This is a genomic window from Sphingobacterium sp. xlx-130, assembly GCF_011007405.1.
In the GTDB taxonomy this organism is placed as follows: Bacteria; Bacteroidota; Bacteroidia; order Sphingobacteriales; family Sphingobacteriaceae; genus Sphingobacterium; species Sphingobacterium luzhongxinii.
This window is the reverse complement of sequence record NZ_WFKN01000006.1, coordinates 213,353-239,597: the sequence shown is the minus strand read 5'-3', so window position 1 is coordinate 239,597 and position 26,245 is coordinate 213,353. Positions and strand designations below refer to the sequence as shown.

Below are 26,245 nucleotides of genomic sequence, written 5' to 3'. Positions count from 1 at the left end.
TTTTTTTTATTAATGTATTTTATTGTAGCGATGAATTAACTTCATTGTACAGCAATTCGTCGTTGCCATCTACTACTATTTGGCGCCGCAAAGTTTTAGCTTTTTTAACAGCTGCACAAGGATATCTAGGGTAGTCTGGCGGTAGTTTAAAGGTAGTTTGCGAAGACAGTGATAGGTAGTAGGCCGGTCTTATCGAGTAGTAAAGGGGTAGTGCCGGGTATTTCTTTAGGCTATGCGCAAAGCAATCCGGTTCAAATCCAATTCTTTAGGCTTTAGCCCCTCCTGAAGTACATTTTTTGGCTACAAAATTTCTTTTGAGAAGGTCAATATTCGCTGGTTTTGCGAATAGCCCCTGTCTTCCTTTCCTGCGCAGGCAGTATGGCTGAAAATTTCCTGTTTGAACGAGAAAAGTCTGTAACTAACGGAGGTGTTATATAGATTGGAAAAAGTGGTGCCGTAATAGACATTTTTAGCGGTGCTATCCACCGACATAAGCAATCTACCTCCTCCAGGATAGCTGCGATTAATGTTAGTGCCCTTTTGTGCGTATACTGCGGACAATATTAATAGGAAACTGAGAAATGCAAATAAGGTTTTGTTCATGGCCTCTAGTTTAATTTACATCAAACTTGTCACAATAATAGCAAAATCAAAACCTTAAAATAGCAAAAGCCGTGTTTAAAATAGTAAATGTAACGTTTCGCGCTGTATTTGGATACTGCCAAAGCGGATCTTTCCGGTAGTAGACCATTGTACTATTCGTTCTGCGCCATTATTGATCAATTTTTATCAATGACCTTAGATTATGGCATGGATTTTACTATATCTTACACTTACAAGTTAGTGGATTAATTCTGATTCTTGGCAAAATTTCCCTATCATTAGTATGACCAGGCTCAGAAAAGGATTTTAAAAGCTGAGAAAAGAAACTTTCAGGATCTGTCGGCAGGTAGATTATCAACAAACATGAGCCGATCCCGATGTTACCGGAAAAGCCCCTGAAAGCCAACAGTAAAGAATAACATCTTGAAAGTGCTTGATGGCTTTTGGCAACAAACACTTTCATAAAAAAGGAAAAACAATGAGACTCAAACAAAGCATAGACTATAGTTATCGAAAACATATACTTAGTGGGATCTTCTCCGTTCTGCTGCTTACCGGTTATGCGCAGGACCAGGAAAAAAAGCAGGACGAAAAGCGACAGGTTGGCGAGCAAAAGGCCGCTACACGATCAACAGTTTTAGATTCCATTGAGGTCGTACGTGATTACCGTCCGATACTTGCCGATGCGGTCAAGGTCCGTCGGAGTCCTGACATGAAGATAGAGCGGAAAGACCTGGAGGCCGAATTGCGGCAAACGGTTGCCCGCATGTATTTTGATATGAATGATTTTAAGAGGCCTTTTCATAGTCCCTTGCAGGACAGGTACCCCAACGCCTTACGTGACAATATCGATAATAACAGGATTGGTATATTGGCCTATCACGCAGGCGAGTACGATAGAGCGACCACCATTCTGAAAAAAGTAGAGCCTTCCGATGCTTTCTATCAGAGTTCGATTATTGCTTTAGGTAAAATTGCACAAGAGACAGGAGATAAGCAAAGTGCGAGAGCTGCCTTTTCCAAAGCATCGAAAATGGATTTCGATCAGGAGCTGAAGGCAGATGCCCTTTATAACTACGCCAAGATCTTAGGAGACTTGGATTCGGTTCAGGCAGCCCTGACACCCCTTCAGGAATACCTCGCGCTGAAATACGTAAATATCAATCCACAAACAGAAAAAAATCAGAATACCGAAACCCGGACAGCCGAAATCCTGTCTGGAGGCAGTAATTTTGAGACAGCTGTACATCTGTTCGAATCATTCAGCCCTCGAAAGCAGAAAGCCGATGCCGTCTATCAAAAAATAACCTATTATCGGGGATTAGAGTTTTACAACGAACGCGCCTTTGAGAACAGTATATCCATGTTAATGCGGGCCGAAAAACTACCTATCGATATGGAAATGGCCGCGTTGGCCACTTATTGGAAAGCAGAGGCCATGTACGAAGTACGTAAGTACAAAGAGGCTGTGGACAATTTCTCCCGATTCCTGAGCCTTCCTGCTGCACGAAACACCGATGTATACAACTATGCAAACTATGCCCTGGCCTATGCAGCCTTCCGAATCGACAGATACAGTGCGGCGGCGCAGTATTTTGAACGCTTCTTAGCCACGGCCGAAAGTTCACTGGACAAAAACATATATTATGATGTCATCGCCCGATTAGGAGACTCCTATTTGGCCATGCGAAATTATGAACGGGCCAAAGGATATTATGACCAGCTCATCCACCGTAAAGCTCCCAATCAGGATTACGCCCTGTTCCAGCACGGTATTATTCAGGGATTACAGGGAGACAATGCCGCCAAACTCAACACCCTACGGGCTGTCGTTGAAAAATTTCCGACCTCAAACTACGCCGACGACGTTGCCTTTGAGATTCCCTATGTATATTTCCTGACAGGCGATTACGAAGGGGCTATCCAAGGACTGAAAAAGATGATCGAAAAATACCCGCGCAGCAGCTACGTGCCCAGAGCATTACTGACTATCGGACTGGTCCAATACAATCAGGATGATTCCGAATCCGCGATGGCCACTTTCCAGAAGGTGATCCAGGAATATAGCACCAGCAGAGAAGCAGCTCAAGCGATGCGATCCATTGAAAACATCTATCTCGATCAAGGGGATGCTTCCAGTTATATTCAGTATGCCATGAGCAATAATATTACCGAGCTGAGTCCCGCAGAATTGGACAATCTGGCGTTTCAGGCAGGTCTTACCTTGTTTTCAAGAGGGCAGTACGGCCCGGCCGTAGAGGCGATCAATGCGTATTTCGATAAATTCCCTAAACCCAGACAAGAAAAGTATGCCCGCTACATTAGAGGCGTGAGCTTATACCATACTGGTCGGCCTAGAGAGGCATTGAAAGACCTGAACATTATCCTGAACGACTGGACAAGCCCTTATACCGAGAAGACACTCCTGACGGCCGCGGCCTTATACCTGAGCCTAAAGGAATACAACGAAGCTATCGTGCACCTCAAAAAACTCGAGCTCAATACCGATTATAAAGCTAACTACGGTTACGCCGTCACCAATCTGATGATTTGCTATTTCGAGATCGGTGACTTAAAGCAGATGGACAAGTACATAAAATTGATCCAAAGTTACGATCGGGCATCTGATGAAGAAATTGCGACAGCACACCTATATACCGCCAAGGCAATGTTACAGCAAGGAAATAAGGAATCTGCATTAAAGGAATTGAACTTGGCCGCCCTAAAAAGCCAGGCAGCAGTCAGTGCAGAGGCGAGATATCGCATAGGGCTATTGCAGTATGAGAACAAGGAATACAACAGCGCCCAAAAGTCGGCTTTTGATGTGATCGAGAATATGGATTCACATGACTATTGGGTGGCCAAGAGTTTCATCCTGCTTGCCGACACCTATGCACGCAAAGGAGATACGTTTCAGGCCAAGAGTACGTTGGAGAGTATCATTGAAAATTATGATGGAGATGATGATGTCATTCCTTTAGCAAAAGAGCGTTTACAGCAATTGAAAAAAAAGTAAGAGACTAGGGGCGGAGCTACATGAATTTTTGTGCGGTACAGACAGTCAGTGTCCAATTTTCAAAACCGTTTTACCACAACACGTGATATGGGTTTGACAGAGCTTGGCAGACATAAACTTATGGAGCATGTTTTTGATACCGCCTTCACCTCGATGTTGATGAGAGCTAAAGAGCGTCTAAATAGGATGGATAGAACGTTTTAGCGCTTGTTGGTCATAGCGATATACATTACGCTATCGAAATGGTATTGTCCAGGTAAATATCTTGAATGGCTCTAAGTAGCTCCACACCTTCGGTAAACGGGCGTTGGAAAGCCTTTCTTCCCAGTATTAGACCTGTACCTCCAGCTCGTTTGTTTATTATTGCCGTTCTAATGGCTTCAGTAAGATCACTGGCTCCTTTTGACTCACCTCCCGAATTAATCAGGCCAATTCTACCCATAAAACAATTTGCAACCTGATAACGACACAGATCAATAGGGTGCATAGAACAGAGATCAGAGTACATCTTTGGATCATTTTTTGCAAAATTGATCGCAGTAAATCCACCATTGTTTACCGGAAGTTTTTGCTTAATAATATCTGCCTGTATATTAACGCCTAAATAGTTGGCCTGGCCTGTAATATCTGCAGCAACTTCATAGTTAATAGCATCCTTTATAAAACTATTATTACGGGCATAACACCATAAAATACAAGGCATTCCTAACTCATGAGCTCTTTCAAATGCTTCTGCCACTTCCATAATCTGCCTGTCCGAATTTTTTGAACCAAAGTAAATGGTGGCACCTATAGCTGTAGCCCCCAGATTCCAGGCTTCTTTAATACTCCCAAACATGATTTGGTCATATTTTGTTGGGTAAGTAAGTAGCTCGTTATGATTTATTTTTACGATAAATGGAATTTTATGTGCATATTTTCGAGACATGACCGCAAGGTTACCAAACGTTGTAGCGATAGCATTACACCCTCCTTCAATAGCCAGTTTTATGATATTTTCGGGATCAAAATAGAGCGGATTTTGAGCAAATGAAGCACCTGCAGTATGCTCTATTCCCTGGTCTATAGGTAATATTGATAAATACCCTGTATTTTTTAGACGGCCATGTTGATAGAGCGCAGCAAAGTTTTTAAGCACCTGCGCACTTCGGTTACTTTGCTGAAATATATCATCTATAAATTTTGGAGAGGGCAGGTGCAGTTGCTCCTTGTCAATTTTGGGGTTGCTAAAGTTGAGAAGATTTTCCCCTTCCGAACCCAAATCTAATAAAATGCTCTTGTAGTTCATGTGGTGATGGTATATTAGCTATAAAATACATATTGATGATCGGTAGTTACATGTTTTTTACGTTATCTAAAGTTAGTTATATATTTTGACAGCATCATGTTTTTAACACATTAGTTTTAAAGCCAATAGGCAGTCAGGATATCAGCAAACACATCACCGCCCTGCATTCCCCAATTCAGTGCAAGAAGCACATTGTCTCCGGTAATGACCTGTATTCAAATATTTCGTAAAGCAGGAAAGGAAAACAATTATGGTAAAATTCAAACCGATGTAGACAATTAAAGCACTTTGTGTTTCTCGCCCCACTTTTTAAGTTCTTTGATAATTGGTTTCAATTCGTAGCCTATTTGAGTAAGTTCATATTCTACCCGGGCAGGCACTTCTGCGTAAACCGTTCGTTGTACTATCTTGTTTTCTTCCAGCTTTCGAAGTTGCATTGTGAGCATACGTTCTGTAATATTAGGCAGACATTTTTTTAGTTCCCCAAAACGGAGTTTACCGTCTATTAGGTAACAGCAGATAGCTAAAGTCCATTGTCCACCGATTATGTTGGAAGCGTACACTTCTAAACAATCCTTAGTTAAAGCCTGTTTGTTCATGAAGTTTGTAGAAGTTTCTTTTATTTTGGTCATTGCTTACATTTTTTATAGTACCGTACAATTGGAGCCATACAGTTAGAATTATTTTTTGACAGTTACCTTTGTACAGTGATTTTAGTATAAATGATATATGCGAACATTAATAGTTGTTATTCATCCGAATATAGAGAGTTCCGTCGTTAATAAAAAATGGATAGAAGAGATAAAAAGTCATCCCGACAAATACCAACTTCATGAGCTGCACAAGGTTTATTCCGAAGAAAAAATTGATGTACAGGCAGAACAAAAACTCATAGAACAGTACGATAAGATTGTATTTCAGTTTCCTTTTTATTGGTTTAATTGTCCGCCGTTATTCAAAAAATGGCTGGATGAAGTCTTAACCTATGGTTGGGCCTACGGTAGCAAAAGCGGTTATAAGATTAAGGGAAAGAAAATAGCGTTAGCCGTTTCAGTAGGAATTGATGAGCACGAATATAATTCAAATAAAAAATATAAATATACTTTGAGTGAATTACTCCGTCCTTTTGAGCTAACTTTTGAATATGTAAAAGCGGATTATAGACCCTTCTTTGCTTACTATGGAATAGAGTTGGACAGTACTGAAGAATGGATTGAAAGCAGTATATCCTCTTATTTGGACTTTTTAAAAAAATTCTGAGTTTTCAACAAGATAAGAGCTATTCCCCTATTCTTTTACACGGTAGGGGGGGGCGCGAAATTACTACTCAGCTGTCACGGCGGCTGTATTTTATTGTTATGTGGGGTGTTATAAAATTTTCCTAATCAATGAAATCTGTCCTAAGTGATAGTAACTATGTTCAATAACGCCCTCAATATTACGCCATAACGTTCCATACTTTGCGTCAATAAAAGGCTTGTCGAAAACACCATCTTCCAATAGTTCGATGTTGTTGGCAAAATTTTCAGCGTTGTCTAAAAACTTAGCCACTAATTTATTCCAATCCATTTCAGAAGTGATCGGCGGAAGATCAAAACTGTATTTATCACTAATTTCCAGTTTTCCACTTTCAAGGGCAGTTAAAAGACCCTCCAAGTAATAGTTTGCGTGGTAGGTCAAAGCAGCAATAGTATTCAGATCTCCAATTTTTCGAATGGCCTGTTGCCAATTTAATCCCTCTATTTGTTCTCTATAGTTTGTATTAGCGATCCAATGGCCGTTTAGCAAGACTTCTCTCAGTCGGTTTGCCATAAATAGATTTCTTGTCATCATAATCTTATTATTGATTTATAGTTATTTAACATCTGGAATATAATGGTAAATATAGCCATCTTACAGCAATTCAACAACAAGAAGCCATCTCGCAAGCATCATTAGGAAAAATAATTGTAACGGCAATACCCTTTCCTATCTTGTTCTCAAAATGTATAATACCACCTATCCTTTTGAATAGATCTTTACAAAGAGAAATTCCAAGACCGGTCCCCTCACTGTTAGCCATTTTCCTTCGTTCCCAACTTTTTCCATAGTTAAGATTTTTAATAGTATGCTCTGCCAGCTCTTCACTTTCATTCGATATGATAACACAGCATTCTCCACTTTCTTTCTTGATGTAATCCACAGAAATAACACCTTCAGGCCGACCATATTTGATTGCGTTACTGATCACATTTCTAATAACAAAAGTAAAAATAGGTTTGTTTATATTTAAATTGGAGTTTTGATCAATATTATTGAAGACCTTTTTTCCTTGCTTTTCAATATCGTAGCTGAACTGATTCAAGAGCTTGCCTATTTCAACGTTCAAGTTTAAAACAGCTTTGTTTTCAATAGTATCCCGAAGCTGAGATTCCGTCCAAAGTAAAACTTCATCGAGCATAACTCTGGATTTCCCAACCTCTTGTCTTAAGGTTTCAAAAAATGCTTCCAACTCCCTTCTGCCCATCAACAATAAGTCTTCAAATTTTAATAATGATTCAATTGACGCAAAAGGAGCTCTTAGATCATGAGAAGCTATAGACAGTACTTTAGTTTTGAAATTTTCCGCGGCTTTAAGTTCCTCAACATATTTTCTGATAGCTAAAGACTGTTTAACAAGTTCAGCATTTGCTTTTTCCAGCTTTATTTTTTCAGCTTTCAATACGCTGTTTTTTTTCACCAATAAATAGGCTAAAATGACGATTATTGTTTTACTTACGACAATTCCAGCAAGCAAAATATTGATTATTGTTTCGGATTCCAAGGTAATTAATTACTAAAATAAAATAGTCTGATATAATTTGAGTCCCAAATTTAGGTAAAAAGTGTGACTGAAAAGACAGTTAGCATCACAAAAACAAACAACCATAAGTTACTTAAAGCTCAATAGGATTTATGCTTTAAAAACTCGTTTTCGAGGATGGGTAGTTTTTCATTTCAACCCATTTCTAGTGTATATCTTGAAGAAGATATGTAAACTTGTTATTGAGAGCTCTACTTCCTCCGGATATTAGCCTAATCACCAAAAATGTGCTAAGATTTACCCGAATTAAAAGAGTGCCTAAACTCCAATGGAGAAACCGAAGTGCGGTTTTTGAACAGGCGATGAAACGACTGTGAATGCTCAAAACCCAACTGATAGGCTATTTCAGATACCGACATTGAGGTAGCGGATAAGAGTTCTTTCGCTTTTTCTATCAACCTGTTTTGAATATGTTGCTGTGTGGTTTGTCCTGTATGAACACGGAGCAGATCACTCAAATAATTGGGGCTTAAATGCAGTTCACCGGCCACGAACTGAACGGTAGGAATGCCTTTTTCAGCCAATCTTTCAGTTCTAAAATACGCATCCAGCAAGTCTTCCAACTTCGTGAGCAAATCGTTATTGGCTTTCTTCCTTGTCAGAAACTGGCGGTTGTAAAAACGGTCACAATATTTTAAGAGCAAATCCATATTGGAGATCAGCAAGTCCTGTGTAAAGCCATCCATATTACCGGTTATCTCCCTGTCCATATTTTCTATAATCTGCATTATAGCTTTTTCTTCTTTAACAGCAAGGTGAAGAGCTTCATTGGTGGCATAAGAAAAGTACCCATAGTCCTTAATTTCCGAAGCTAAGGGATAACCGTGAAGAAAATCGGGATGTACAACCAAAACAAAGCCCTTTACTCCATTGAGCAGCACATCTTCAAATTGCAATACCTGGTGCGGAGCAATAAAATACATAATACCATCATCGAAATCATAATATTGCTGACCATATTTGCATTTACCGCCTGCACAATCCTTTTTTAAGGCAACCACATAAAAATCTGTGGTAACTGCACTTAAAATGGTTTTCGGCGCCAGTTTTACATCATCGAAATCAAATACACTAATCAGGGGATTGGACGGTTTCGTCAATCCCAAAAACTGATGTAATGCACTTATCGACGAAACTTTTGCCGGGGCTTTCATTTGTTGATCTTCAGATTTATACATCGCTAAATTATCACTTTTATTTTTGTAATGAAAGCTGTTCGTTCTTAATCTGTTCTATACCTTCCCTGTAAGTAGTCACCACAAAATTAGGAAAACGATTTCTGAATTTTGTATCCTCAAACACATTGTCGTGTTCATATCTCGGCAACAACTCCAGCAGTTCCTTTACCCTTTTATTGAAAAGTGATCCTATCTTAAAAAGGAACTTCGGAACGACAGCGTACTTCAATTCTTTCTTGTACACAGCTGTAGCCAATTCAACAAGCTCTTTGTAGGTAGGATGGCTATCATCCACAGGCAGATGCCACGTCTGTCCGAAAGCATCGGGCGTATTGCCAATTAAAGCAGTTGCCCAGCTCGCATCGGGTGTCCAAATCAAACTTCTTTTTTTGGTATCGCTTAGCGGTACTTTCAATTTTTTGCCCACTTTGATGTTATCGAAAAGTAAGGTATTGGTAATGCTCTGCGTTTTACCGGGACCGTAAAACTCCGGCGCACGGCAAATTACGGCTTCCAGCCCGCCAGTCTGCATTTCCCTTAAAACCATTTCCGCCATCGTCTTTCTTACTTTACCTTTCCTGCCCACCGGAGCGAAAGGCGTTAGTTCCGTAAGTACACGGTCATCCTGCGGGTACATATAAGTATTGTCAAAGAATACCAGTTTTGCACCATTGATTTTACAGGCATCAATCACGTTTTGGATAATCAACGCAAATTGTTGCTCCCAAAGATCAGAATTTATCGGAAGCCCTAATGTAAAATATGCGATTTCACTGCCTTTTACAGCTTCTATTGCCTGCTCTCGGATGGATAAATCCGCAGAAAAAACGGTGTCGGTATCGTTCACTTTCTTGGCATTCCTGCTTACAATCCTGATAGCAGAGGTAAAGTTCCGTTTGAGTACCCTGGCCAGTTCTTCGCCAATCTGTCCGTTGGCTCCTAATATCGTTTGCATCATTATTTATTTTGCGTTTGTTTTTCCAGTTCTTTCATGACCACTTTTGCCGTTTCCTTTGAACTGAACGGATTTTGCCCGGTTATCAGATTTCCGTCCATCACCACTTTTGAAGTCATCGGAATGAATGCTTTCCTGTAATCAGCACCTCTTCCTTTCAGTCCAGCTTCAAGATTAAAGGGGACTTCTTTTTTTCTTCGGGCAAGACTTTCTTCAAACCAATTAAAGCCTGTTATCTTCCTGTCTTTAATCAGGTATTCTCCATTGGATAATTTTACATTCAGCAGTCCACCGACACCGTGGCAAATCGCAACCAGCATTTTACCGCTTTCATACTGCCTTCTGATGATGGTCTGCATGGTCGCATCATTCGGAAAATCATACATCGTACCATGTCCACCTGCCAGATACACACAATCAAATTTTTGCGCAGACACTTCCACTAAACTCTTGCTGTTTTTCAGCAACTCCCGAAAACCAGGATCATTCCAATATGATTTAGAAATTTTGTCAAGCGTTAGCGGCTTCAGGCTTTCGGGGTCTATCGGCACATTGCCACCGTTCGGACTGGCAATCGTAATTTCATATCCCTTTTCCTTTGCTGCGTGGTAGATATGCGTTAATTCGCTTAACCACAAACCCGTTTCGAGGTTGCCGCTCGCATAAGCATTGATGTTTGTCACAACGATTAGAATTTTCAACATACTCATATTGCTATTATTAATGATACAAAGTTCCAAAAGAAAATTAAAGTTGATGTAGCCGCATCAAGGAAAATTGTAACAAAATCTCCGTGCTGCTAATGCTTATCGACATAGAGACAATCACAGCGAGCGACACCGCCTGCCCATTCTTATAGCCACACCACGGCGCAGTTCGATTCCTCCATTTGTTTCTGCTGCAAATAGATAGTAAATTTCTCATTTATATATTCGGATAAAGTCTATTACCGATAACGCTGTCGTTGAAATACCCCTCTTTCAGCCAACCTTTAAGTATTTCTAAAACTATTTTTGTCATTAGCTCAAGCTATTCAATAAACACACCTTTACCACTTGATTTTAAAGCAATGCCTTCTTTGATTATTTTCATTTTCCAATCCATTTTTTCTATATTTGATATAATATAACCATTAGACAAAGCTAGTTGTGAATACCTTTACTAAACCAGAAGATTTCTTAAATACCCAAAGGGCACTAGACGATAGTGAGCAATACTTGCTTGAGAAGCTGAGGTTAGGAAATAACATGGCGTTTTCTATACTTTATGAGCGGTATTATGCCCAGCTGTATTTACATGCTTATCAGAAAATAAAGGATAGGGAAGTGGCAAAGGACATCGTGCACGATTTATTTACGTATATCTGGGATAAAAGGGAAAAGTTTCAAATTAAAGATAGTTTGACCGCGTATTTATATCAATCGGTCAGGAACCGGGTGATTAATTATGTGGCTAATCAGAATGTCAGTTCCAGTTATATTCAGTCCTTTGGGCAATATCTAAACGCTCCAGCAAACACAACCGATCATTTAGTTCGTGAAAGAGAATTTAAGGCTTTAGTGGAGAAAGAAATTGAGCAATTACCACCACAAATCAGGAAAGTTTTTGAACTCAGCAGGAAAGAATACCTCAGTCATAAAGAAATTGCTGAAAAATTAAATCTTACTGAACATACGGTTCGTGGTTATGTAAAAATAGCCTTAAGAGCCTTGAAACTTAAGTTTGGGAACTTATTTTGGGCTTTTCTTTAGTCTTCTCAACTTCTCTATTTCTAATAGATTAAAATATTTATCATTTATACCCCCCCATAGCCTTGAGTTAACGGTCATGTAAGTAAGAAAAGGAAAAATAACCTTTAACGACAACCATGAACGAGAATGTATTTAAGGCGAAAGCCATCTTACAAAAATATAAAGAAGGAATTTGTACCCCTGAGGAAAAAGCCTGGGTGGAAGATTGGTACCTTCAAATGAATACAGAAGGGGACAAACTGACGGAAGAAAACCTAAAAACTGACCTTTTTGACCTACATTCTCGAATAGGAACCATTCCCCATGAAAAACAAAAAATCACGCATCATAAACAATTTACAGTCGTAGCCGCTGCTTGCTTGATCATTGCCCTAAGCTTCGCACTCTATTTTTATTCAAAAAAAGAAAAGCTGAGCTTCAGCGACAATAAGAATAAAGACCTGATCAGCCTAGATGTTAAGCCAGGCGGTAACCGTGCTATTCTAACCCTCGCCGACGGTAGCGCCATTAACCTAAGTGATGAGCAAATAGGAATCATCATTGGAGCAGACTCAATTTCATATGCAGATGGATCATCTCTTTCTACCATCCAGCGCGATAACGCAGGGTCATTATCCACAAGAAATACGAATACACCGGTACAAACTCTCGCCCTCACAACTCCCAAAGGCGGCCAATACCAAGTCACCTTACCCGACGGATCCAAAGTACGCCTGAACGCTGCCACAACGCTAAAATACCCCGCCCGTTTTACCGGCAAAGATCGCCGTGTTGAGCTAGAAGGTGAAGCCTACTTTGAAGTAGCTTCAGGGCGCAAGAGAAGGGATGCAAAACAAGGGGCACAAGACACGCCCTTCATCGTACAAAGTGTAGGACAGGAAGTGAGAGTCCTTGGGACCCACTTCAACATAAAGGCCTATACCGATGAAAGCAATATAAAAACAACGCTAGTAGAAGGCGCTGTACAAGTAAGCTCTATTTCACAAATATCATCCCGTAACACAAGTGATCTTTATGCTCCTAACAGCCCAATCCTACTTGTTCCGGGTCAAGAGAGCATTAATAAAGACGGGAATATAATAGTACAACCCGCCGACTTCAAAACTTCCCTAGCCTGGGTCAATGATCAAATCTACTTTAAAGATGCCCCTATTGAAGATATTCTAAAAGAAGTGAGTCGCTGGTACAACATAGAAGTAGCGTATAAAACAAAACCGACCAAGGAACTCTATAGCGGAGGAATAAGCAGAAAGGCAACGTTGTCTTCTTTATTGAAGGTTCTCGAAAAAACGGGGCTACAGTTCACGTTAATAAGAACTACGCAAGGAAATAAATTGGTTGTTCAACAATAAATTTGATAATAAACACAGTGTTTTCACCTTAAAAAACTAAAACCATGACATAGCAATCCACACATTATCCAACAAAAGGACATTTAAAAAAAACCGAAACGTCGTAAGGAAACGCTCCGGTTAAAATGGAATAGTCATTTATCATTCAACAGATTCTTAAAACTAAACCAAAACAAAGTTATGAATTTTTCTATAGGTTTACCCCATGTATTTAATTGCCGAGACAAGACAATCTTTAAATACCTCATCATCATGAAACTGACCATCCTGATCATCATATTAACTTGCCTGAAAGTGTCGGGCACTGTTTATGGGCAAAGCGTGACATTATCAGAAAGAAACCAAACCTTAACTGAGGTGTTCAAGAAGATCGAAATCCAAACCGGCTACACGTTCTTCTACAAGAATAATGCACTTAAAGGAGCTTTAAAAGTAACTGTGGATCTGAAAGGAATCGGCATAGAGCAAGCTTTAAAAAAAATAATGGCTGATCAGCCGTTGAGTTTCGAGATAATTGATAAGACAATCGTGATTAAGGATAGCCCTAAGGCGAATTTATCGCATTCTGAAATTGCGTTGCAATTACTTACCATAAAGGGAAAAGTGACTGACAGTATAGGGAATCCACTAATAGGGGCTACGATAAAAGTTAAAGGGACACAGCATGCCGTATTAACAGATGGTCAAGGATCCTTTACACTAAGAAATGTAGAGAAAGATGCCGTTCTTATCATAACGTTCCTAGGCTATAAACCTCAAGAACGAAAAGTATCTGCGGATATGGGGACAATTATCCTGTTCGCTAATCAAGCCGATTTAAATGAAGTAGAAGTAGTAATGAATACAGGCTTCTATACTGTGCCTAAAGAAAGGGCTACAGGAAGTTTTACCCACATCGATAATGCAACATTAAACCGTGCCGTAGGAGGCAACATTTTACAGCGACTTGAAGGGATAGCATCAGGAGTACAGTTTGTAAAAGCAAATGGCACCGAGGCAAAGGATATCCGAGTCAGAGGGGTAGCGACAATTATGTCCCATGATTCCCCCTTAATTGTAGTCGATAATTTTCCCTATGAAGGTGATATCAATAATATCAATCCTAATGATGTGGAAAGCATCACCGTTTTGAAGGACGCAGCTGCAGCCAGTATCTGGGGAGCGAGTGCTGGAAATGGGGTGATCGTTATCACTACTAAGCGAGGGCAGTTTGGTGAGAAAGCAAAGGTTTCTTTAAATAGCAATGTTACCATAGGTGAAAAGCCAGATCTTTTTTATAGTCAGAAACGACTTCCCAGCGAAGTCGTTATGCAGATAGAAAAGGAGAAGTACGAAAAGGGGGGGTATTATTTGCCCGGCACTAGTCAAACACCTTTTCCTGAATATGTAGAATTGCTCATTCAATATAACAACGGCAATGGAACATTAAGTGAAGCAGATTTTTTAGCAAAAGTACAACAGTTAAAAAATACAGATGTTCGAGAAGAAGCCCTAAAGTACTTATACCAATCGTCCATTAATCAACAATATGCATTCAACGTAAAGGGAGGTGGCGATTTTTACCGCTACTTTGGATCTGCAGGCCAAGATAAGAATAGAAGCAATGTAATCGGGGATGATAATGAGAGACTTAACATCAGCTTACAAAACACCTTTAAACCTACGAAAGGGTTGGAGTTGAATGTAGGAATGTGGTATACGCAACAAAAAGCGCAAAATAACGGATTAGTATTGAGTAGTCTCAGTGGTTTAGGCGCTGTTTATTTATCCCCTTATATTCGATTGAAGGATGAAGGAGGTGCTTTACCTATCGTCAAAGACTATCGGTTACCGTATGTCAATGCCGCACAAGAGTCTGGCCTATTAGATTGGGCCTATAGACCTTTAGATGAGCAGCGGTTAACAGATAGATCATCCAAAAGCACCGAGATTAAGCTTACTGGCGGAATAAATTACAGCTTTTTGGACCATTTCAATTTCAGTGGGACCTATCAATATGTAAAAAGCAGCGGTGGAAGTATCCAAGAGTATGATAAAGACAGTTATTATGTCAGAAATTTGGTCAATCGTTATACACAGGCTAATGGAAAAAGAGAAATCCCTTATGGCGGTATTTATTCAAGTACCAATAACCGCGAAATTTATTCCCACTCGGGAAGGGCGCAACTGAATTATAATCAAACATTTGGTGAATTACATTCGGTAACTGCACTAGTGGGGACGGATATCCGCGAAGTAGTTCAGAATACTTTTCCAGGATACCAATTATTTAATTATGACCCAAATTTATTGACCGGTACAAGGTATTATGATTACACAAAGTCTTTTCCAACTCGTCCGAATGGGACAGGGCGGATACCTTTTACTAATGAGAATAATACCAGATTTACAGATCGCTATCTTTCTTATTTTGGTAATGGTAGCTACATTTATAATCAACGATATATAATATCAGCTTCAGCTCGTTGGGATGGGAGCAACTTGTTTGGCGTTAAAACCAGTCAGAAAGGAACCCCGCTCTGGTCGGTAGGAGCAAGTTGGGAAGCCAGTAAAGAAGGTTTTTATAGCGTAGAATGGTTGCCCTATTTGCGTTTAAGAACCACTTATGGAAGCAGTGGTAATGTAAATTCAAGCGTTAGTGCTTTTCCTGTAATGCGAAATATGGGTATTGAGTCAATAACTAGTTTTCCCTATGCCAATCTTTTGAGTATTGGAAACCCGTCTTTGCGGTGGGAACAGGTCAATACACTTAATCTAGGGGTTGATTTTGGCAGTAAGAATAGAAGGATTGCCGGAAGCTTGGAGTACTATATTAAGGATGCCCAAGATTTGATCGGAGCAGATTATTTACCACCTAGCACGGGCGTTGTCACAGGAGGCACTGCATCATCATCAAACATCATTAATTATGCAAATTTACTGACAAAAGGATTAGATTTACAGCTAAACACCAAGAATCTAGTAGGCGCATTTCAATGGAATTCGTCATTTTTAGTCAGCAAAGTCAGGAATAAGATAACACACTTTAATACCAATAACAAAGTAAGATTGGATAATTATATTAACGCAAACTCTGCTCCTTCAATAGGTAAAAGTCGCGATATAGTTTATGCAATACCTTGGTATGGATTAGATCCAGAAACAGGTCAACAGTTAATGTATATCGACGGTGCCAAAACCAGTGATTACACAGCCTTCTATAACAGTCTTTCTGTCGAAGATCTTGTTGAGGCAGGGGTAAGTGTAGCGCCCTATTTTGGATCTGTTAGAAATGATTTCACATGGAAGAACTTCTCATTTTCAGCATTGGTTTCCTGGAAAGCAGGCTATGTGTTTCGTCGTACATCATTGTCACCTGGCGTTGAATATCTAGGCGAATACCATATGGATTATTTTAAACGTTGGAAGTCTCCGGGTGATGAATTAAATACAGTTGTCCCGGCACGAGCAGACAAGGTGATATCAGGTTCAGGTACGGTGTATTGGAATTCCGAGGCATTAATTACCAAAGGTGATCAGATACGACTTCAGGATATCAATATTAGTTATACGTTGAGACCTCAGCAGATCGGTAAACTGCAAATTCAACGAATCCGCATTTATGCTTATGCACGTAATCTCGGTGTAATTTGGAAAGCCAATAAGCATAACATCGATCCTGATTACCCAAACGCAGAATATACTAGTCCGAAGACGCTTGCTTTAGGCTTACAAATTGATTTTTAATTTAGAAGAAATGAAAGTATTAAAACATATAATGGTTGTAATATTCTTTTCTGCTTTAACTTCTTGTGGGAAAGAATTTTTGGACAAAAAAAGGGATATGGCTTTGGCAATTCCCTCTACAACTGCCGATTATCAGGCGCTATTAGATAGAATGGGGATAATGAATACCCAACAATCCTATGCCTTAAGTTTGGCTGGAGCAGATGAATATAAGGTCTCGGATCAAGTATGGGAAAATGGGCTTACCGGTACTGACGTGTATCTGAAAAATGCCTATGTGTGGGAAAAAGATGTGTTCGAAGAACTTGAATCTAAAGATTGGAATAATGCCTACCAACGAATATTGCATGCCAATCTGATTTTGGATATAAATAGAGTTTCTCCTAAAGCGGGCGAGCAGAATGCCTGGAATAATGTGAAAGGAAGTGCATTGTTTATTCGAGCATTGAATTTCTATCAACTGGCTCAGCTTTTCTGTAAACCATACGACGCACAAACGGCAAAGAACGATCTAGGGGTACCGATTCGTTTGGACTATGATGTTACGGTGAAATACAATCGAGGTACTGTCGAAGAACTGTATCAACGAATGATAGAAGATTTAAGAACTGCGGCTCAACTTTTACCTGATCGAGCAGAGCATATCTTCCGTCCTTCACGGATAGCCGCAAATCATCTATTAGCCAAAATTTATCTGAGTATGGGTAAATACGAATTGGCATTGGAACATGTTAATACAAGTTTAGGAATCCAAAACACGTTATTAGATTATAATACCTTAAACTTAAACACAGTCAATACCTTTCCTGCCGGCGACTATGCAGTCTCGAATCCCGAAGTATTTTATTTTTCCACGAGTATAGTAATGGAAATACTTTCATCTTCGCGGGTCACCAACATTCCGGATGAGATTTATACTATGTATGAGCTAAATGACCTACGAAGAGGAGCTTACTTTACTATGCAACCCGATGGTAGGCGTACTTTTAAAGGCTCTTATCAATTTAATCAGTCGGCAATGTTTACTGGTTTTGCTACCGATGAGTTATGGCTGATGAGCGCAGAATGTAAGGCTAGATTGAAAAATTATCAGGGCGCAATGGAAGATGTAAATCATCTATTAAAGTATCGTTATAAAACAGGAACCTTTGAGCCCTTCGTCGTGGAAGGTGAAGACAATATATTGGCCTTTATTTTAAAAGAAAGAAGAAAACAATTGTTTTTTAGAGGAGTTCGTTGGGAGGATTTGCGCAGGTTAAATAAGGATCCCCGATTTGCGACAACCTTAGTTCGTGAAGTGGCAGGAAAGAGATATGAGCTCGTTCCAAATAGTCCCCGGTGGGTATGGCCGATTCCAAAGAATGAAATTGAACTCAATAATCTACCACAAAATGAACGGTAGTTCAAGAATAGTAATTTTACACTTAATGAGCCGACATAAATTCGTTTAATTTGTTAGATTTCTAAAAAGGACTAATCAAAAGCCATTAAGGTAAATCAAAAGCCATTTCTGTTGTTTAAGAAATGGCTTTTGGCGTTATAGAAAGTTATTAGGATCTAAAAGACAGTGTCAGACAAATACCAATCGTTCACACATAAAAGTATCTCACAAAAAGGGGAGATGGTAGCATTCTACGGACTACGTCCCCCTGTCTTTGAAAACTACCAGCACGGATTAAAATATTTCTGCTTATTACTTGTCAGAAAGTTGGAGCCTCAAGCAGATAGCGCAAAAAATGGCAAACAGAATGATGGATGTCTTATAACCGCGAAGTCCGATATACATCTGGGCATACCGGACTTTGGAATTCATTTCAGAATAAGATAGCTAATTTTCAGGTCGATGCCAATGGATATGCTACTCTAGCGGAAAGCAAGACGGGAGAGTCATATGGAATAATCTATCATCATCCCCGTGATATTCCGCAAGCTTATGGCCCTACTGGTCCCATTACAACATTTAGCAATGGAGACTATAAATACAATAGGATTTACTACAGGAAAAAATAATACTTACATTTAAATTAAAAAAGAAAACATGAAAATTAGACAATTTATAGCTACGCTAGCAACAATATTTATATATGTTTTTTGTTCGGCTATTTCTTTTGCGCAAATGTCAATGGAGCAAAGGAATCTGAAGGTGGATATTTTGAGATTAAGAGAATACAGTATAGCATATGACGCCAATAGAATAGCAGAAAATCCTGATAAAGGAAAGCGTGAAATGATTATAAAGAAGTATAAAGATCAAATAAATTTAATTAAGAATGGTCCGGATCGAGAACGATATATTAAGTTTCTGAGTAACGCTGTAGGAGTTGATTCGTCCAAGTATGCAAAAGAAATAGGGTATAATTACAAATTATGGAATTCACCCTGTTTTTGGTAATAGAGACTTTTGGTATTTTCAAAAGTCAGATGGGTCATATACCTTTATACCAGAGGAGTAGATCGACTAACAACGGGGGTTGATGCAAGTATGCAAAACGTTGCATTCTTTGCCGCAGACGAATTATGGAAACCCTCACTAAGCACATTAAGTACAGATTGTAATGACTAAATTCACAACTAGGAGTATCGTAGGAAATATATTTGTCACCTATGTTTTGTTTCCCATTTTTTATATAAAGGATTATTGGTGTAATCTTATTAATCGTGATTATCAGGGGGAGGCTTTTCAATATGATTCTATCTGGCCTTTTTTAGATCGGATTTTCATTGGCTTTTTTCTTTTTTCAACGGTATTGTTATTAGCGTCTTTACTGCCTTATCATTTGGTTAAGTACCATATGCTATACAGAATAAAAAAAGGTTATTACCTTAAGTCTTTGTTAGTTTATATTTCAATTAATCTATTTTTGGTTTGCATCACGGGGTACGGCTATTTACTATTTACGGATTACGGAGCAGTTGACTATAACATTCCTTTTATTTTCACCTTAATCCTCTTTTCTTCGATGGTTCATGGTTTTTTGTATTTAGTTGTTGATCGTTATAGGTTTGAAAGGGCAAGTAATTAGATAATTGATTCCCATGATCCATTGAGGGGAACCTATTTTACACAGGTAATCTCATTGCAGTAGCTATGGTTTTTACTTTTCTCCTGACGCTATTGGTGGTAGCGCTAATAGCTCCAGTTAGATGGTGGCCTAATATCTACAATGGTGTTGTGTATGGTAAATACGAATACTATGATTTTCATATTGAAACACTTGGAGAGCAGCTGTATCAGATATATGGACAGACTTATGGTTTCGTTTACATATTTTCGTTGATACTTGTTCTATTGCCTTTCCAGATTATAAAAAGCTACTGTTACAATAAAAACAATAGAGCACTAAAACTATGGAAAAAATGTCTGATACTTTTTGGAATTATGTCTGTTGTTTTCGCTTTCTTATTCCGTCCGCCGATGACAGAAATGCGAGAACGGTTAGAGCTTTTTGCGATTCTATTAGCTTTAGGTACATTGTTCGCCTTGATACTCTATTTTTGCGTGGACCGTTATGTAGAGCAAAGCCCTGTTAAGCAAGAAAATGACAATTAGGCGTTCGGAGTGCCTAAATTTAGATGAGGGCCTTTAAATAGAGTTACTTAGATGATTCTAGGTGGCTTTGTTTTAGCTCATATCTATTTTATACTACCGCTTATAGTCGCCTCTAATGTATTGCTCAAAAACTTTGCAATTTAGTGTATAGCTATTTCTGTACAACACTTTATTATACCTGAAGTAGACAACGCTGCATAAGTTGATTAAGTTCATCTTGACTAAGCTTTAGATTATGAATATTCTTCTGTACTTGCTTCAATCGTTTCTCCCTGAATTTTTCCTTATCGGCCATTACTCATCAGGATTGAAAAAGCCCCGTCAGCCCCAGCTTAAGAAGATGGAAGAGAGGCATCATCATCTGACAGCAGAGCTACAGGCTGTAGAGTTGGTGTAGCGAAATCTTTTATCCCTCTTTCCCCACCTTGTAACCGATTTTATCACGTTCAGGTAGGGGAGGCTTATCTAGTTTATTCTCTAGGCGGTCGATATATTCAAATACAAGGTCTATGTTTTTGCCCTGCGAATCCTGCTTCTTGGAGAGCTTTTCCATGGCGAGCCGCATATCCGCAAGCTCTAAATGTATCTGTGTAGTATCGTTCAAGAACTGCCTCATCTTCGTAAAGATCCGCATGATCTGGATGTTTATTTGAATAGCTTGTTTGCTTTTCAGAACAGATGATAGCATCGAGACACCTTGTTCAGTGAATACCATTGGAAAATATCTGCTTCCTCCACGGCCATTCTTTGAGGTCACAATTTGTGACCTCAAAGAATTAAATTCAGATTCATCCAATTCAAACATGAAATCGGGAGGGAATCTTTCGATATTTCGTCGTACAGCTTGCTTAAAAACTTTAGTTTCCACTCCATAGAGTTCCGCAAGGTCACTATCAAGCATGACCTTCTGGTCACGAAAGACATAAATTCCGAAGGACTCCATTTTCCCTTATAAAACAATTGACTTAAAATGAATTCTATTCATCAATACCTCATCGGCGAGGTTCGTATCTACTGCACTTGCTGGATGCTGTTCCATAATCTAGTTATTTGGTCATACCAAGATACGAATTAAAATTAATAAAACTAATAATATTAGTATTTATTTGTGTAACAGCTCCAGGCCAGCATCTAAAGCAACCGTTCCGCGATCTCCGACTCATCAACCACCACACCGCCTTTTAGGTACATCTTACGCTCGACAACTTTACTCGCATCATATTTCCTATTTCGAAAGCTAGCGGTCGTTATATCAGGTTGGTAGATGGGGTGGTAGAGAGTCAACAGGAAATAATACCTAATATAAACGCGAAGTCCGATATACATCTGGGCATATCGGACTTCGAAATTCATTACTCCTAAAGTGGTAGTATGAAAAATATAAATTAAACGCCTAGCGTTTTAAAAATTCTTTAGGTATAGGATGCTTTTTCAAAAATTCTATAGCCTCCTCATTTTTCTTTTTAAAGAATGTAGAATTACTATAAATTCTTTGACGCTCTAGTGCCGTCGTGTCATCTATATCCTTATTGCTTTTATTTTTATCTGTGTTCATAGTTTTAAAGCTATTGATTCAAAGTTAGTTATTATTTTTTGAATATAAAAAAAGCATCATAATTCTTACCCTTTCGAAACGACTCCCAATTATCATCATAATAAGCCTTGACTTCAAATAAAGCTTGTATTTCGTTCCAAAATTCAGAAATTCCCATTTGATAAAGTCTAGTGCGCGAAGGGGTACTTCCCTTAGCCATGACGATAGCTTGCGGATTTTGTTCGGTAAAGTCCAATACAGCTCTGGCGACAGTGGAAAGTACTTTCTTAGTATCAAGATTATTAGTAATAGTCACATCACTAATCTCTTTTGTTATACTATCGTAATCGCCGAGGCAGGCAATGAGGATTCCGTCCTCGGGCGGGGCACATCGTACAGCGTACCAGCCATGCTGCTGAAATGTCGGGTAATATCCATGAACACCTCCCGGTCCGCTATCGAGAACAGCAGCATCTCCGTGTAGAACAGATGCTTTGCCTTTTCCGCATCATCATGCCACAGCCGTACACTTATCTCCTTCATGAGGCTATTTATCTCCTTATACGCGCTGTCCCTGTCGATGTACAGCGATCTGTCCAGCCTGCTTATATAATTCTTCTTTTCCGTCAGCTTTTCCAGGCTTTCGGGATGATATCGATCTACATACTTCAGGCGTATCAGCGTATCCAGGTTAAAAGCCATCATCTTCGAGTTACGGCCATCCGGGATAGGGAAGAAGCGGTCACCCGCATCCTGCGACAGCAGGATCCAGTTCAGCGAGTAGGCCACCTGCACGGGCTGGTACTACAACTGTACCGTAATGGTTGGCGAAGTCTTCCATAGACTGGTTTAAGATCGGTTCGTATTTATCTGCTTTGATCACTGCTGCTTTCAGATTGTCGGGAACAATAGCTTTAGGTACACCTCCCATGGCCTCTAGGCAACAACTTAAGGCATACAAAAAGTCTGGAGTCTGCTGAGAGGGGACCGCTATGGCAAATGCATAGTCTGAAAAAGGCAGACAGGCTACAAATACCTCACAGGCGACCAGTTCTCCTGTTGAGCGGTCGATATAATGGAGCTTTTTGCCGGAAAAGTCAATATATAATTTGTCTCCGGCAATGTGCTCCATCACCATGCTGCCTTTTCGGGAGACAAGCTGTTGTCTTAAATGATAGTTGAACTGCGGATAGCTATAACCGATGGGATCGCTTTCAATGTATTCCTGCCAGAGCAACTGTTTGGTGACTCCGGTGCGCTTAAGTTCTTTTTCGTAATAATCCAGACGGCTTTTTAGGTATTCAAATTTATCTGCTTTATACGCAGGATTACCGGCATGAAACGATTTTTCCAATAAAGGATCTTCCTGTTTAAGAAGCTCTTCGGTATTGAAACCGCCTTCGGCCATCTTTTTGAGATAGGACCTCCCCGTATTCTTACTCATTCCCAGAATGCGGGCGATTGTTTTTATTCCGCTGCCGCTCTGGTACAATCTGATTAATTGTTTTATCTGACTCATTCGTTTTGGTTTTCCAGCCATCAGTGATCCAAATTGTGTGATCACTAAGTAACAAAAACTACTCACTAAGGGGTCAGTATGCTCCAGCGCAATAAACTGAAAAAAGAAATTAGGGGGTCAACATCCGCCAGTATGGCATGTGAATATAGGCTTTAAACCCAATATCCCTCCCTAAAACTAATTCAATTATGAGGGGTCACTATGCTCCAGTATATCCAATTATAGTTAAAAAGACCGATAAATGATAAAATAGATATAAAAATGAACATTGAAAAACACCTAAGAATGCTTCGTCTGAATGGTATGGAGCAGCATTGGAAAGCGATGAAAGAGACAAAACAGGGAACTTTACCAAAAATGGCAAGTCTTCAAATCGACCTCATCAAAACCAATTGAAAAATTGGTCGCAAAAAAAAGCTGCCCTTTTCGGACAGCCCCATTAACCATTTGTGTAGTTAGATTTCGGGTAGAGTTGTAAAGAATAACATCATTACTTCCGTCTTAGATATTCAGCAATAGTTTTGTTAAAATCACCTTCTCTAATTCCTAATTCACTCAGGATCTTAAATCGATCTCTAGTACTATTGAGCCTTTCAAAAAATTTCTCTTTCCCTATCATATTTATGCCGTAATCACAAACAATCGCAGAAACAACATAGTTGATAGGCATGTCGGGTTCCCATAGTGAGTTGTCAAATATGTCTTGCTTGAAAATCTTCATGAAATCGTAACCGTCTAAATTTGTTTTTATTTTCTGAAGATAATCTTCATACATTAGTTTTCCACTTCCTCCGAAATAGGTCGCCATACCTTCGTCAAAATAGTTATCAATATTGGGGATACGCTTTTTTATATATAAATGACAAACTTCATGCGGATAGAATTCTGAATCATTGGCGGAAATTATTACATCATGTAATACCAGGCCTCCGGTCGAATCGGCATACATCATTGGGTGATATTGAACACCTTGTATATTAAAAAACTCTTCTACACTGCTTGCCGAAAAATAAGTGTAGGGAACTTTTTCAACGTCAAAAAACTCACAGAGGGACCGATTGAAATCCATCTGCTTCTGAATGTCTTTTCCGTCAAATGAATGCCTATTCGGACTAATAAAAAAATCGATTTCATCCACATTGATTTTTTTCCATTTGTCGTCAATGATGTTCAGATAAGAAGAGAAAAGAACATCTTCTTCTGAATAGTCGGCCACCAAATTGCATATTGCTTTAACAAATAAATTGGATTTTTGAGTTGATATATAGGAAAGCTTTACAATGTATTGGCTGTTATCAATAGGGAGTATTTCCATTACACTTGGTTTGTACATTACTTCTCCAGCTCCATTTTTCTCGACACCTTTTAAATAGTAGTACGGAGTTCTAAACCTTTCAAAATCCTCTTTCTTCCAATACTTAAACAACTCTTGATAACTTGAAGTATCCTTTTTCATCAAAAAGGAATCCAATGATAAAAGAATTGCTTGATTGTGTTTTAGGTTTCTATCTATTTTTGGCGAAACATACAGGTTGTCGCTGATCTGCGCAACAGATCTTAACGATAGGAATAGGCAAATAAATAATAGTTTAAAATTCATTAGATTATATATTTATTAATTTGTTGAGTTACGTTTCTGTCGATTTCTGATCTACTTAAAGGATTTCTGTGATGATCTAAATGGTATAAATCTCCTTTGGATCGGAACACTTTCTTTCCATTTATTAATACTTTAAAAACTCTGTCTATATCATCAGTACCCCACCCAACTATTTCTTCATTTTCTCCGCCAATTTGAAGGAAATCTGATTTATTGATAATAACACCTCCTCCGACAGAATGAGGTAGGCTAAAGTTTGAACTATCATCTTTTAAAAGTGAAATATCTAGGTTATCTGCAAATTGGTTAATAACCTTCTTATTGTTGATGTTAATAAACCTATTATCAAATGGTAGGGCTATTGTATATTCCTCTCTAACAGAATCAATACACTCCTTTAAATTTTCTGGTTTAAAAATACAATCACAATCTAAATAGCCTATTAAGTTGTATGACGTTGAATTTGCGAATATATTAAAATATTTGGTTCTATGTAGATAAACATTATCATCCTCAATGAATTTGTATTGAATGAGGTAGGCGTCTATAATGTTTTGTTCGATTTTAGGGTTTTTATAAATTTCCCAAAGCTGTATCTTAACGTCAAAATACTTAATTACGTATTGTAGAAAGAGTTTAAGGTTTCTTAACCTATCTTGAGAGTCTATTCTTATTAGTAAGAAAATAACGAAATCATCATATTTGTATCTTTTGTTTTTTATTGTATCTAAGATTTCTTCTACATATTTGCTACTACATTTATACTGGTTTACATAGCTAAATTTAGTTGTATATGGAGAATACTCTTTATAAAATCCTTTATAAAACAATTCGAAAGCATCTTCTTTATTAACGCCTGAATTGTGCATTATTTTTGTCTTATACCACTCATCAATTGGTTGTTTTGGCCAACAAAAATTAAGTTCTGTGGATAATTCAATTTCATATCCAAAAAAATGTGCGTTTAAGACCATTGACCACATGTCAGTACACCATATTTGAAAATATGTAAAATCGATGTCAATATCATTAGAAGATAGTTCTGTAGCTTCGATTCTATTATGTTTATAGTATGCCAATTTTCTAGTTAGAAATTGATAAATCTCTTCACAATCTTTTTCATGTTTCTCCCAAAAAAGGGTATTAACATTTCTAATAACATATTGAGCTCCTCCAAAGCTATTATAGTTTTTATACACGACATTTGGATTCACTTTAACAATACTACATAAATCAAATAATATTTCTGTATTAAAAAAATTGAGAAGATCACCTCCAATATAGGAGTTTGTGTCAGACAGGGTCCATGTTCGGTTTTTGCTATTGTTTAA

Annotated in this window: 26 protein-coding genes; 10 read left to right on the top strand and 16 right to left on the bottom strand. The window is 38.7% G+C overall.

Going from position 1 to position 26,245, the window contains the following annotated elements:
- Positions 1 to 300: 300 nt before the first annotated feature.
- Positions 301 to 603, bottom strand: a complete 303-nt coding sequence (locus tag G7B18_RS12490; protein ID WP_164122809.1) for a hypothetical protein — start codon at positions 601 to 603, stop codon at positions 301 to 303.
- Between the two features lie 478 nt (positions 604 to 1,081).
- On the opposite strand from G7B18_RS12490, the gene G7B18_RS12485 reads away from it, so the two are divergent.
- Complete coding sequence (locus tag G7B18_RS12485) at positions 1,082 to 3,619, top strand: tetratricopeptide repeat protein (RefSeq protein WP_164122807.1); 2,538 nt, start codon at positions 1,082 to 1,084, stop codon at positions 3,617 to 3,619.
- A 229-nt stretch (positions 3,620 to 3,848) separates the two neighbouring features.
- On the opposite strand, the gene G7B18_RS12480 is transcribed toward G7B18_RS12485, so the two are convergent.
- Together G7B18_RS12480 and G7B18_RS12475 are read right to left on the bottom strand one after the other, a co-directional pair.
- Entirely contained in the window at positions 3,849 to 4,907 is a 1,059-nt protein-coding gene (locus tag G7B18_RS12480; protein WP_164122804.1) for a class I fructose-bisphosphate aldolase, read from the bottom strand.
- Positions 4,908 to 5,185: 278 nt separating this feature from the next.
- On the bottom strand, positions 5,186 to 5,539 hold the full coding sequence (locus G7B18_RS12475) for a winged helix-turn-helix transcriptional regulator (protein ID WP_164122803.1): 354 nt from the start codon (positions 5,537 to 5,539) through the stop codon (positions 5,186 to 5,188).
- A gap of 97 nt (positions 5,540 to 5,636) precedes the next feature.
- Between G7B18_RS12475 and G7B18_RS12470 the strand changes: the two genes are divergently transcribed.
- Complete coding sequence (locus G7B18_RS12470) at positions 5,637 to 6,167, top strand: NAD(P)H-dependent oxidoreductase (RefSeq protein WP_164122801.1); 531 nt, start codon at positions 5,637 to 5,639, stop codon at positions 6,165 to 6,167.
- Positions 6,168 to 6,275: 108 nt separating this feature from the next.
- On the opposite strand, the gene G7B18_RS12465 is transcribed toward G7B18_RS12470, so the two are convergent.
- The 5 genes from G7B18_RS12465 to G7B18_RS12445 form a co-directional block, all read right to left on the bottom strand.
- A complete protein-coding gene (locus G7B18_RS12465) occupies positions 6,276 to 6,740 on the bottom strand; it encodes a DinB family protein (RefSeq protein ID WP_240452852.1) in 465 nt (154 codons plus the stop codon).
- Positions 6,741 to 6,810: 70 nt separating this feature from the next.
- Positions 6,811 to 7,710, bottom strand: a complete 900-nt coding sequence (locus G7B18_RS12460; protein ID WP_164122799.1) for a sensor histidine kinase — start codon at positions 7,708 to 7,710, stop codon at positions 6,811 to 6,813.
- A 269-nt stretch (positions 7,711 to 7,979) separates the two neighbouring features.
- The gene (locus tag G7B18_RS12455) at positions 7,980 to 8,927 is read right to left on the bottom strand and encodes a helix-turn-helix domain-containing protein (protein ID WP_164112191.1); all 948 of its coding nucleotides are present in this window, start codon (positions 8,925 to 8,927) and stop codon (positions 7,980 to 7,982) included.
- Positions 8,928 to 8,943: 16 nt separating this feature from the next.
- Complete coding sequence (locus G7B18_RS12450; protein WP_240452851.1) at positions 8,944 to 9,885, bottom strand: NAD-dependent epimerase/dehydratase family protein; 942 nt, start codon at positions 9,883 to 9,885, stop codon at positions 8,944 to 8,946.
- Positions 9,885 to 10,592, bottom strand: a complete 708-nt coding sequence (locus G7B18_RS12445) for a type 1 glutamine amidotransferase domain-containing protein (RefSeq protein WP_164122798.1) — start codon at positions 10,590 to 10,592, stop codon at positions 9,885 to 9,887. The genes G7B18_RS12450 and G7B18_RS12445 overlap by 1 nt, the downstream gene beginning before the upstream one ends.
- A 438-nt stretch (positions 10,593 to 11,030) precedes the next feature.
- Between G7B18_RS12445 and G7B18_RS12440 the strand changes: the two genes are divergently transcribed.
- The 8 genes from G7B18_RS12440 (at position 11,031) to G7B18_RS12405 (ending at position 20,658) form a co-directional block, all read left to right on the top strand.
- Positions 11,031 to 11,633, top strand: coding sequence for an RNA polymerase sigma factor (locus G7B18_RS12440; protein WP_164112193.1), 603 nt, complete (start codon positions 11,031 to 11,033; stop codon positions 11,631 to 11,633).
- Between the two features lie 116 nt (positions 11,634 to 11,749).
- On the top strand, positions 11,750 to 12,985 hold the full coding sequence (locus tag G7B18_RS12435) for a FecR family protein (protein ID WP_164122796.1): 1,236 nt from the start codon (positions 11,750 to 11,752) through the stop codon (positions 12,983 to 12,985).
- A 180-nt stretch (positions 12,986 to 13,165) separates the two neighbouring features.
- Positions 13,166 to 16,711 carry a SusC/RagA family TonB-linked outer membrane protein gene (locus tag G7B18_RS12430; protein ID WP_205601708.1) on the top strand — a complete coding sequence of 1,182 codons (3,546 nt, stop codon included), beginning with the start codon at positions 13,166 to 13,168 and terminating at the stop codon, positions 16,709 to 16,711.
- A 10-nt stretch (positions 16,712 to 16,721) separates the two neighbouring features.
- Positions 16,722 to 18,113: a RagB/SusD family nutrient uptake outer membrane protein gene (locus G7B18_RS12425; protein WP_164122792.1), complete on the top strand. Its 1,392-nt coding sequence runs from the start codon at positions 16,722 to 16,724 to the stop codon at positions 18,111 to 18,113.
- A 353-nt stretch (positions 18,114 to 18,466) separates the two neighbouring features.
- Entirely contained in the window at positions 18,467 to 18,721 is a 255-nt protein-coding gene (locus tag G7B18_RS12420) for a hypothetical protein (RefSeq protein ID WP_164122791.1), read from the top strand.
- 28 nt (positions 18,722 to 18,749) lie between these two features.
- Positions 18,750 to 19,103 carry a hypothetical protein gene (locus G7B18_RS12415; protein WP_164122789.1) on the top strand — a complete coding sequence of 118 codons (354 nt, stop codon included), beginning with the start codon at positions 18,750 to 18,752 and terminating at the stop codon, positions 19,101 to 19,103.
- A gap of 696 nt (positions 19,104 to 19,799) precedes the next feature.
- Positions 19,800 to 20,261, top strand: a complete 462-nt coding sequence (locus G7B18_RS12410) for a hypothetical protein (protein WP_164122787.1) — start codon at positions 19,800 to 19,802, stop codon at positions 20,259 to 20,261.
- A 235-nt stretch (positions 20,262 to 20,496) separates the two neighbouring features.
- Entirely contained in the window at positions 20,497 to 20,658 is a 162-nt protein-coding gene (locus G7B18_RS12405; RefSeq protein ID WP_164122785.1) for a hypothetical protein, read from the top strand.
- A 9-nt stretch (positions 20,659 to 20,667) separates the two neighbouring features.
- On the opposite strand, the gene G7B18_RS12400 is transcribed toward G7B18_RS12405, so the two are convergent.
- The 8 genes from G7B18_RS12400 to G7B18_RS12365 form a co-directional block, all read right to left on the bottom strand.
- On the bottom strand, positions 20,668 to 21,204 hold the full coding sequence (locus G7B18_RS12400) for an ORF6N domain-containing protein (RefSeq protein ID WP_164122784.1): 537 nt from the start codon (positions 21,202 to 21,204) through the stop codon (positions 20,668 to 20,670).
- A gap of 188 nt (positions 21,205 to 21,392) precedes the next feature.
- Positions 21,393 to 21,614: a hypothetical protein gene (locus G7B18_RS12395; RefSeq protein WP_164112213.1), complete on the bottom strand. Its 222-nt coding sequence runs from the start codon at positions 21,612 to 21,614 to the stop codon at positions 21,393 to 21,395.
- A gap of 40 nt (positions 21,615 to 21,654) precedes the next feature.
- Positions 21,655 to 21,816 (bottom strand): hypothetical protein, encoded by a 162-nt coding sequence (locus G7B18_RS12390; RefSeq protein ID WP_021071930.1) that lies wholly within the window; start codon positions 21,814 to 21,816, stop codon positions 21,655 to 21,657.
- 31 nt (positions 21,817 to 21,847) lie between these two features.
- Positions 21,848 to 22,111: a DUF6934 family protein gene (locus G7B18_RS12385; RefSeq protein ID WP_164122782.1), complete on the bottom strand. Its 264-nt coding sequence runs from the start codon at positions 22,109 to 22,111 to the stop codon at positions 21,848 to 21,850.
- A 17-nt stretch (positions 22,112 to 22,128) separates the two neighbouring features.
- Positions 22,129 to 22,500, bottom strand: a complete 372-nt coding sequence (locus tag G7B18_RS12380) for a hypothetical protein (RefSeq protein ID WP_164122780.1) — start codon at positions 22,498 to 22,500, stop codon at positions 22,129 to 22,131.
- 37 nt (positions 22,501 to 22,537) lie between these two features.
- A complete protein-coding gene (gene istA, locus G7B18_RS12375) occupies positions 22,538 to 23,359 on the bottom strand; it encodes an IS21 family transposase (protein ID WP_164122778.1) in 822 nt (273 codons plus the stop codon).
- 445 nt (positions 23,360 to 23,804) lie between these two features.
- Positions 23,805 to 24,914: a hypothetical protein gene (locus tag G7B18_RS12370; protein WP_164122776.1), complete on the bottom strand. Its 1,110-nt coding sequence runs from the start codon at positions 24,912 to 24,914 to the stop codon at positions 23,805 to 23,807.
- Positions 24,914 to 26,113 (bottom strand): galactosyltransferase-related protein, encoded by a 1,200-nt coding sequence (locus tag G7B18_RS12365; protein ID WP_164122774.1) that lies wholly within the window; start codon positions 26,111 to 26,113, stop codon positions 24,914 to 24,916. The genes G7B18_RS12370 and G7B18_RS12365 overlap by 1 nt, the downstream gene beginning before the upstream one ends.
- Positions 26,114 to 26,245 lie beyond the last annotated feature (132 nt).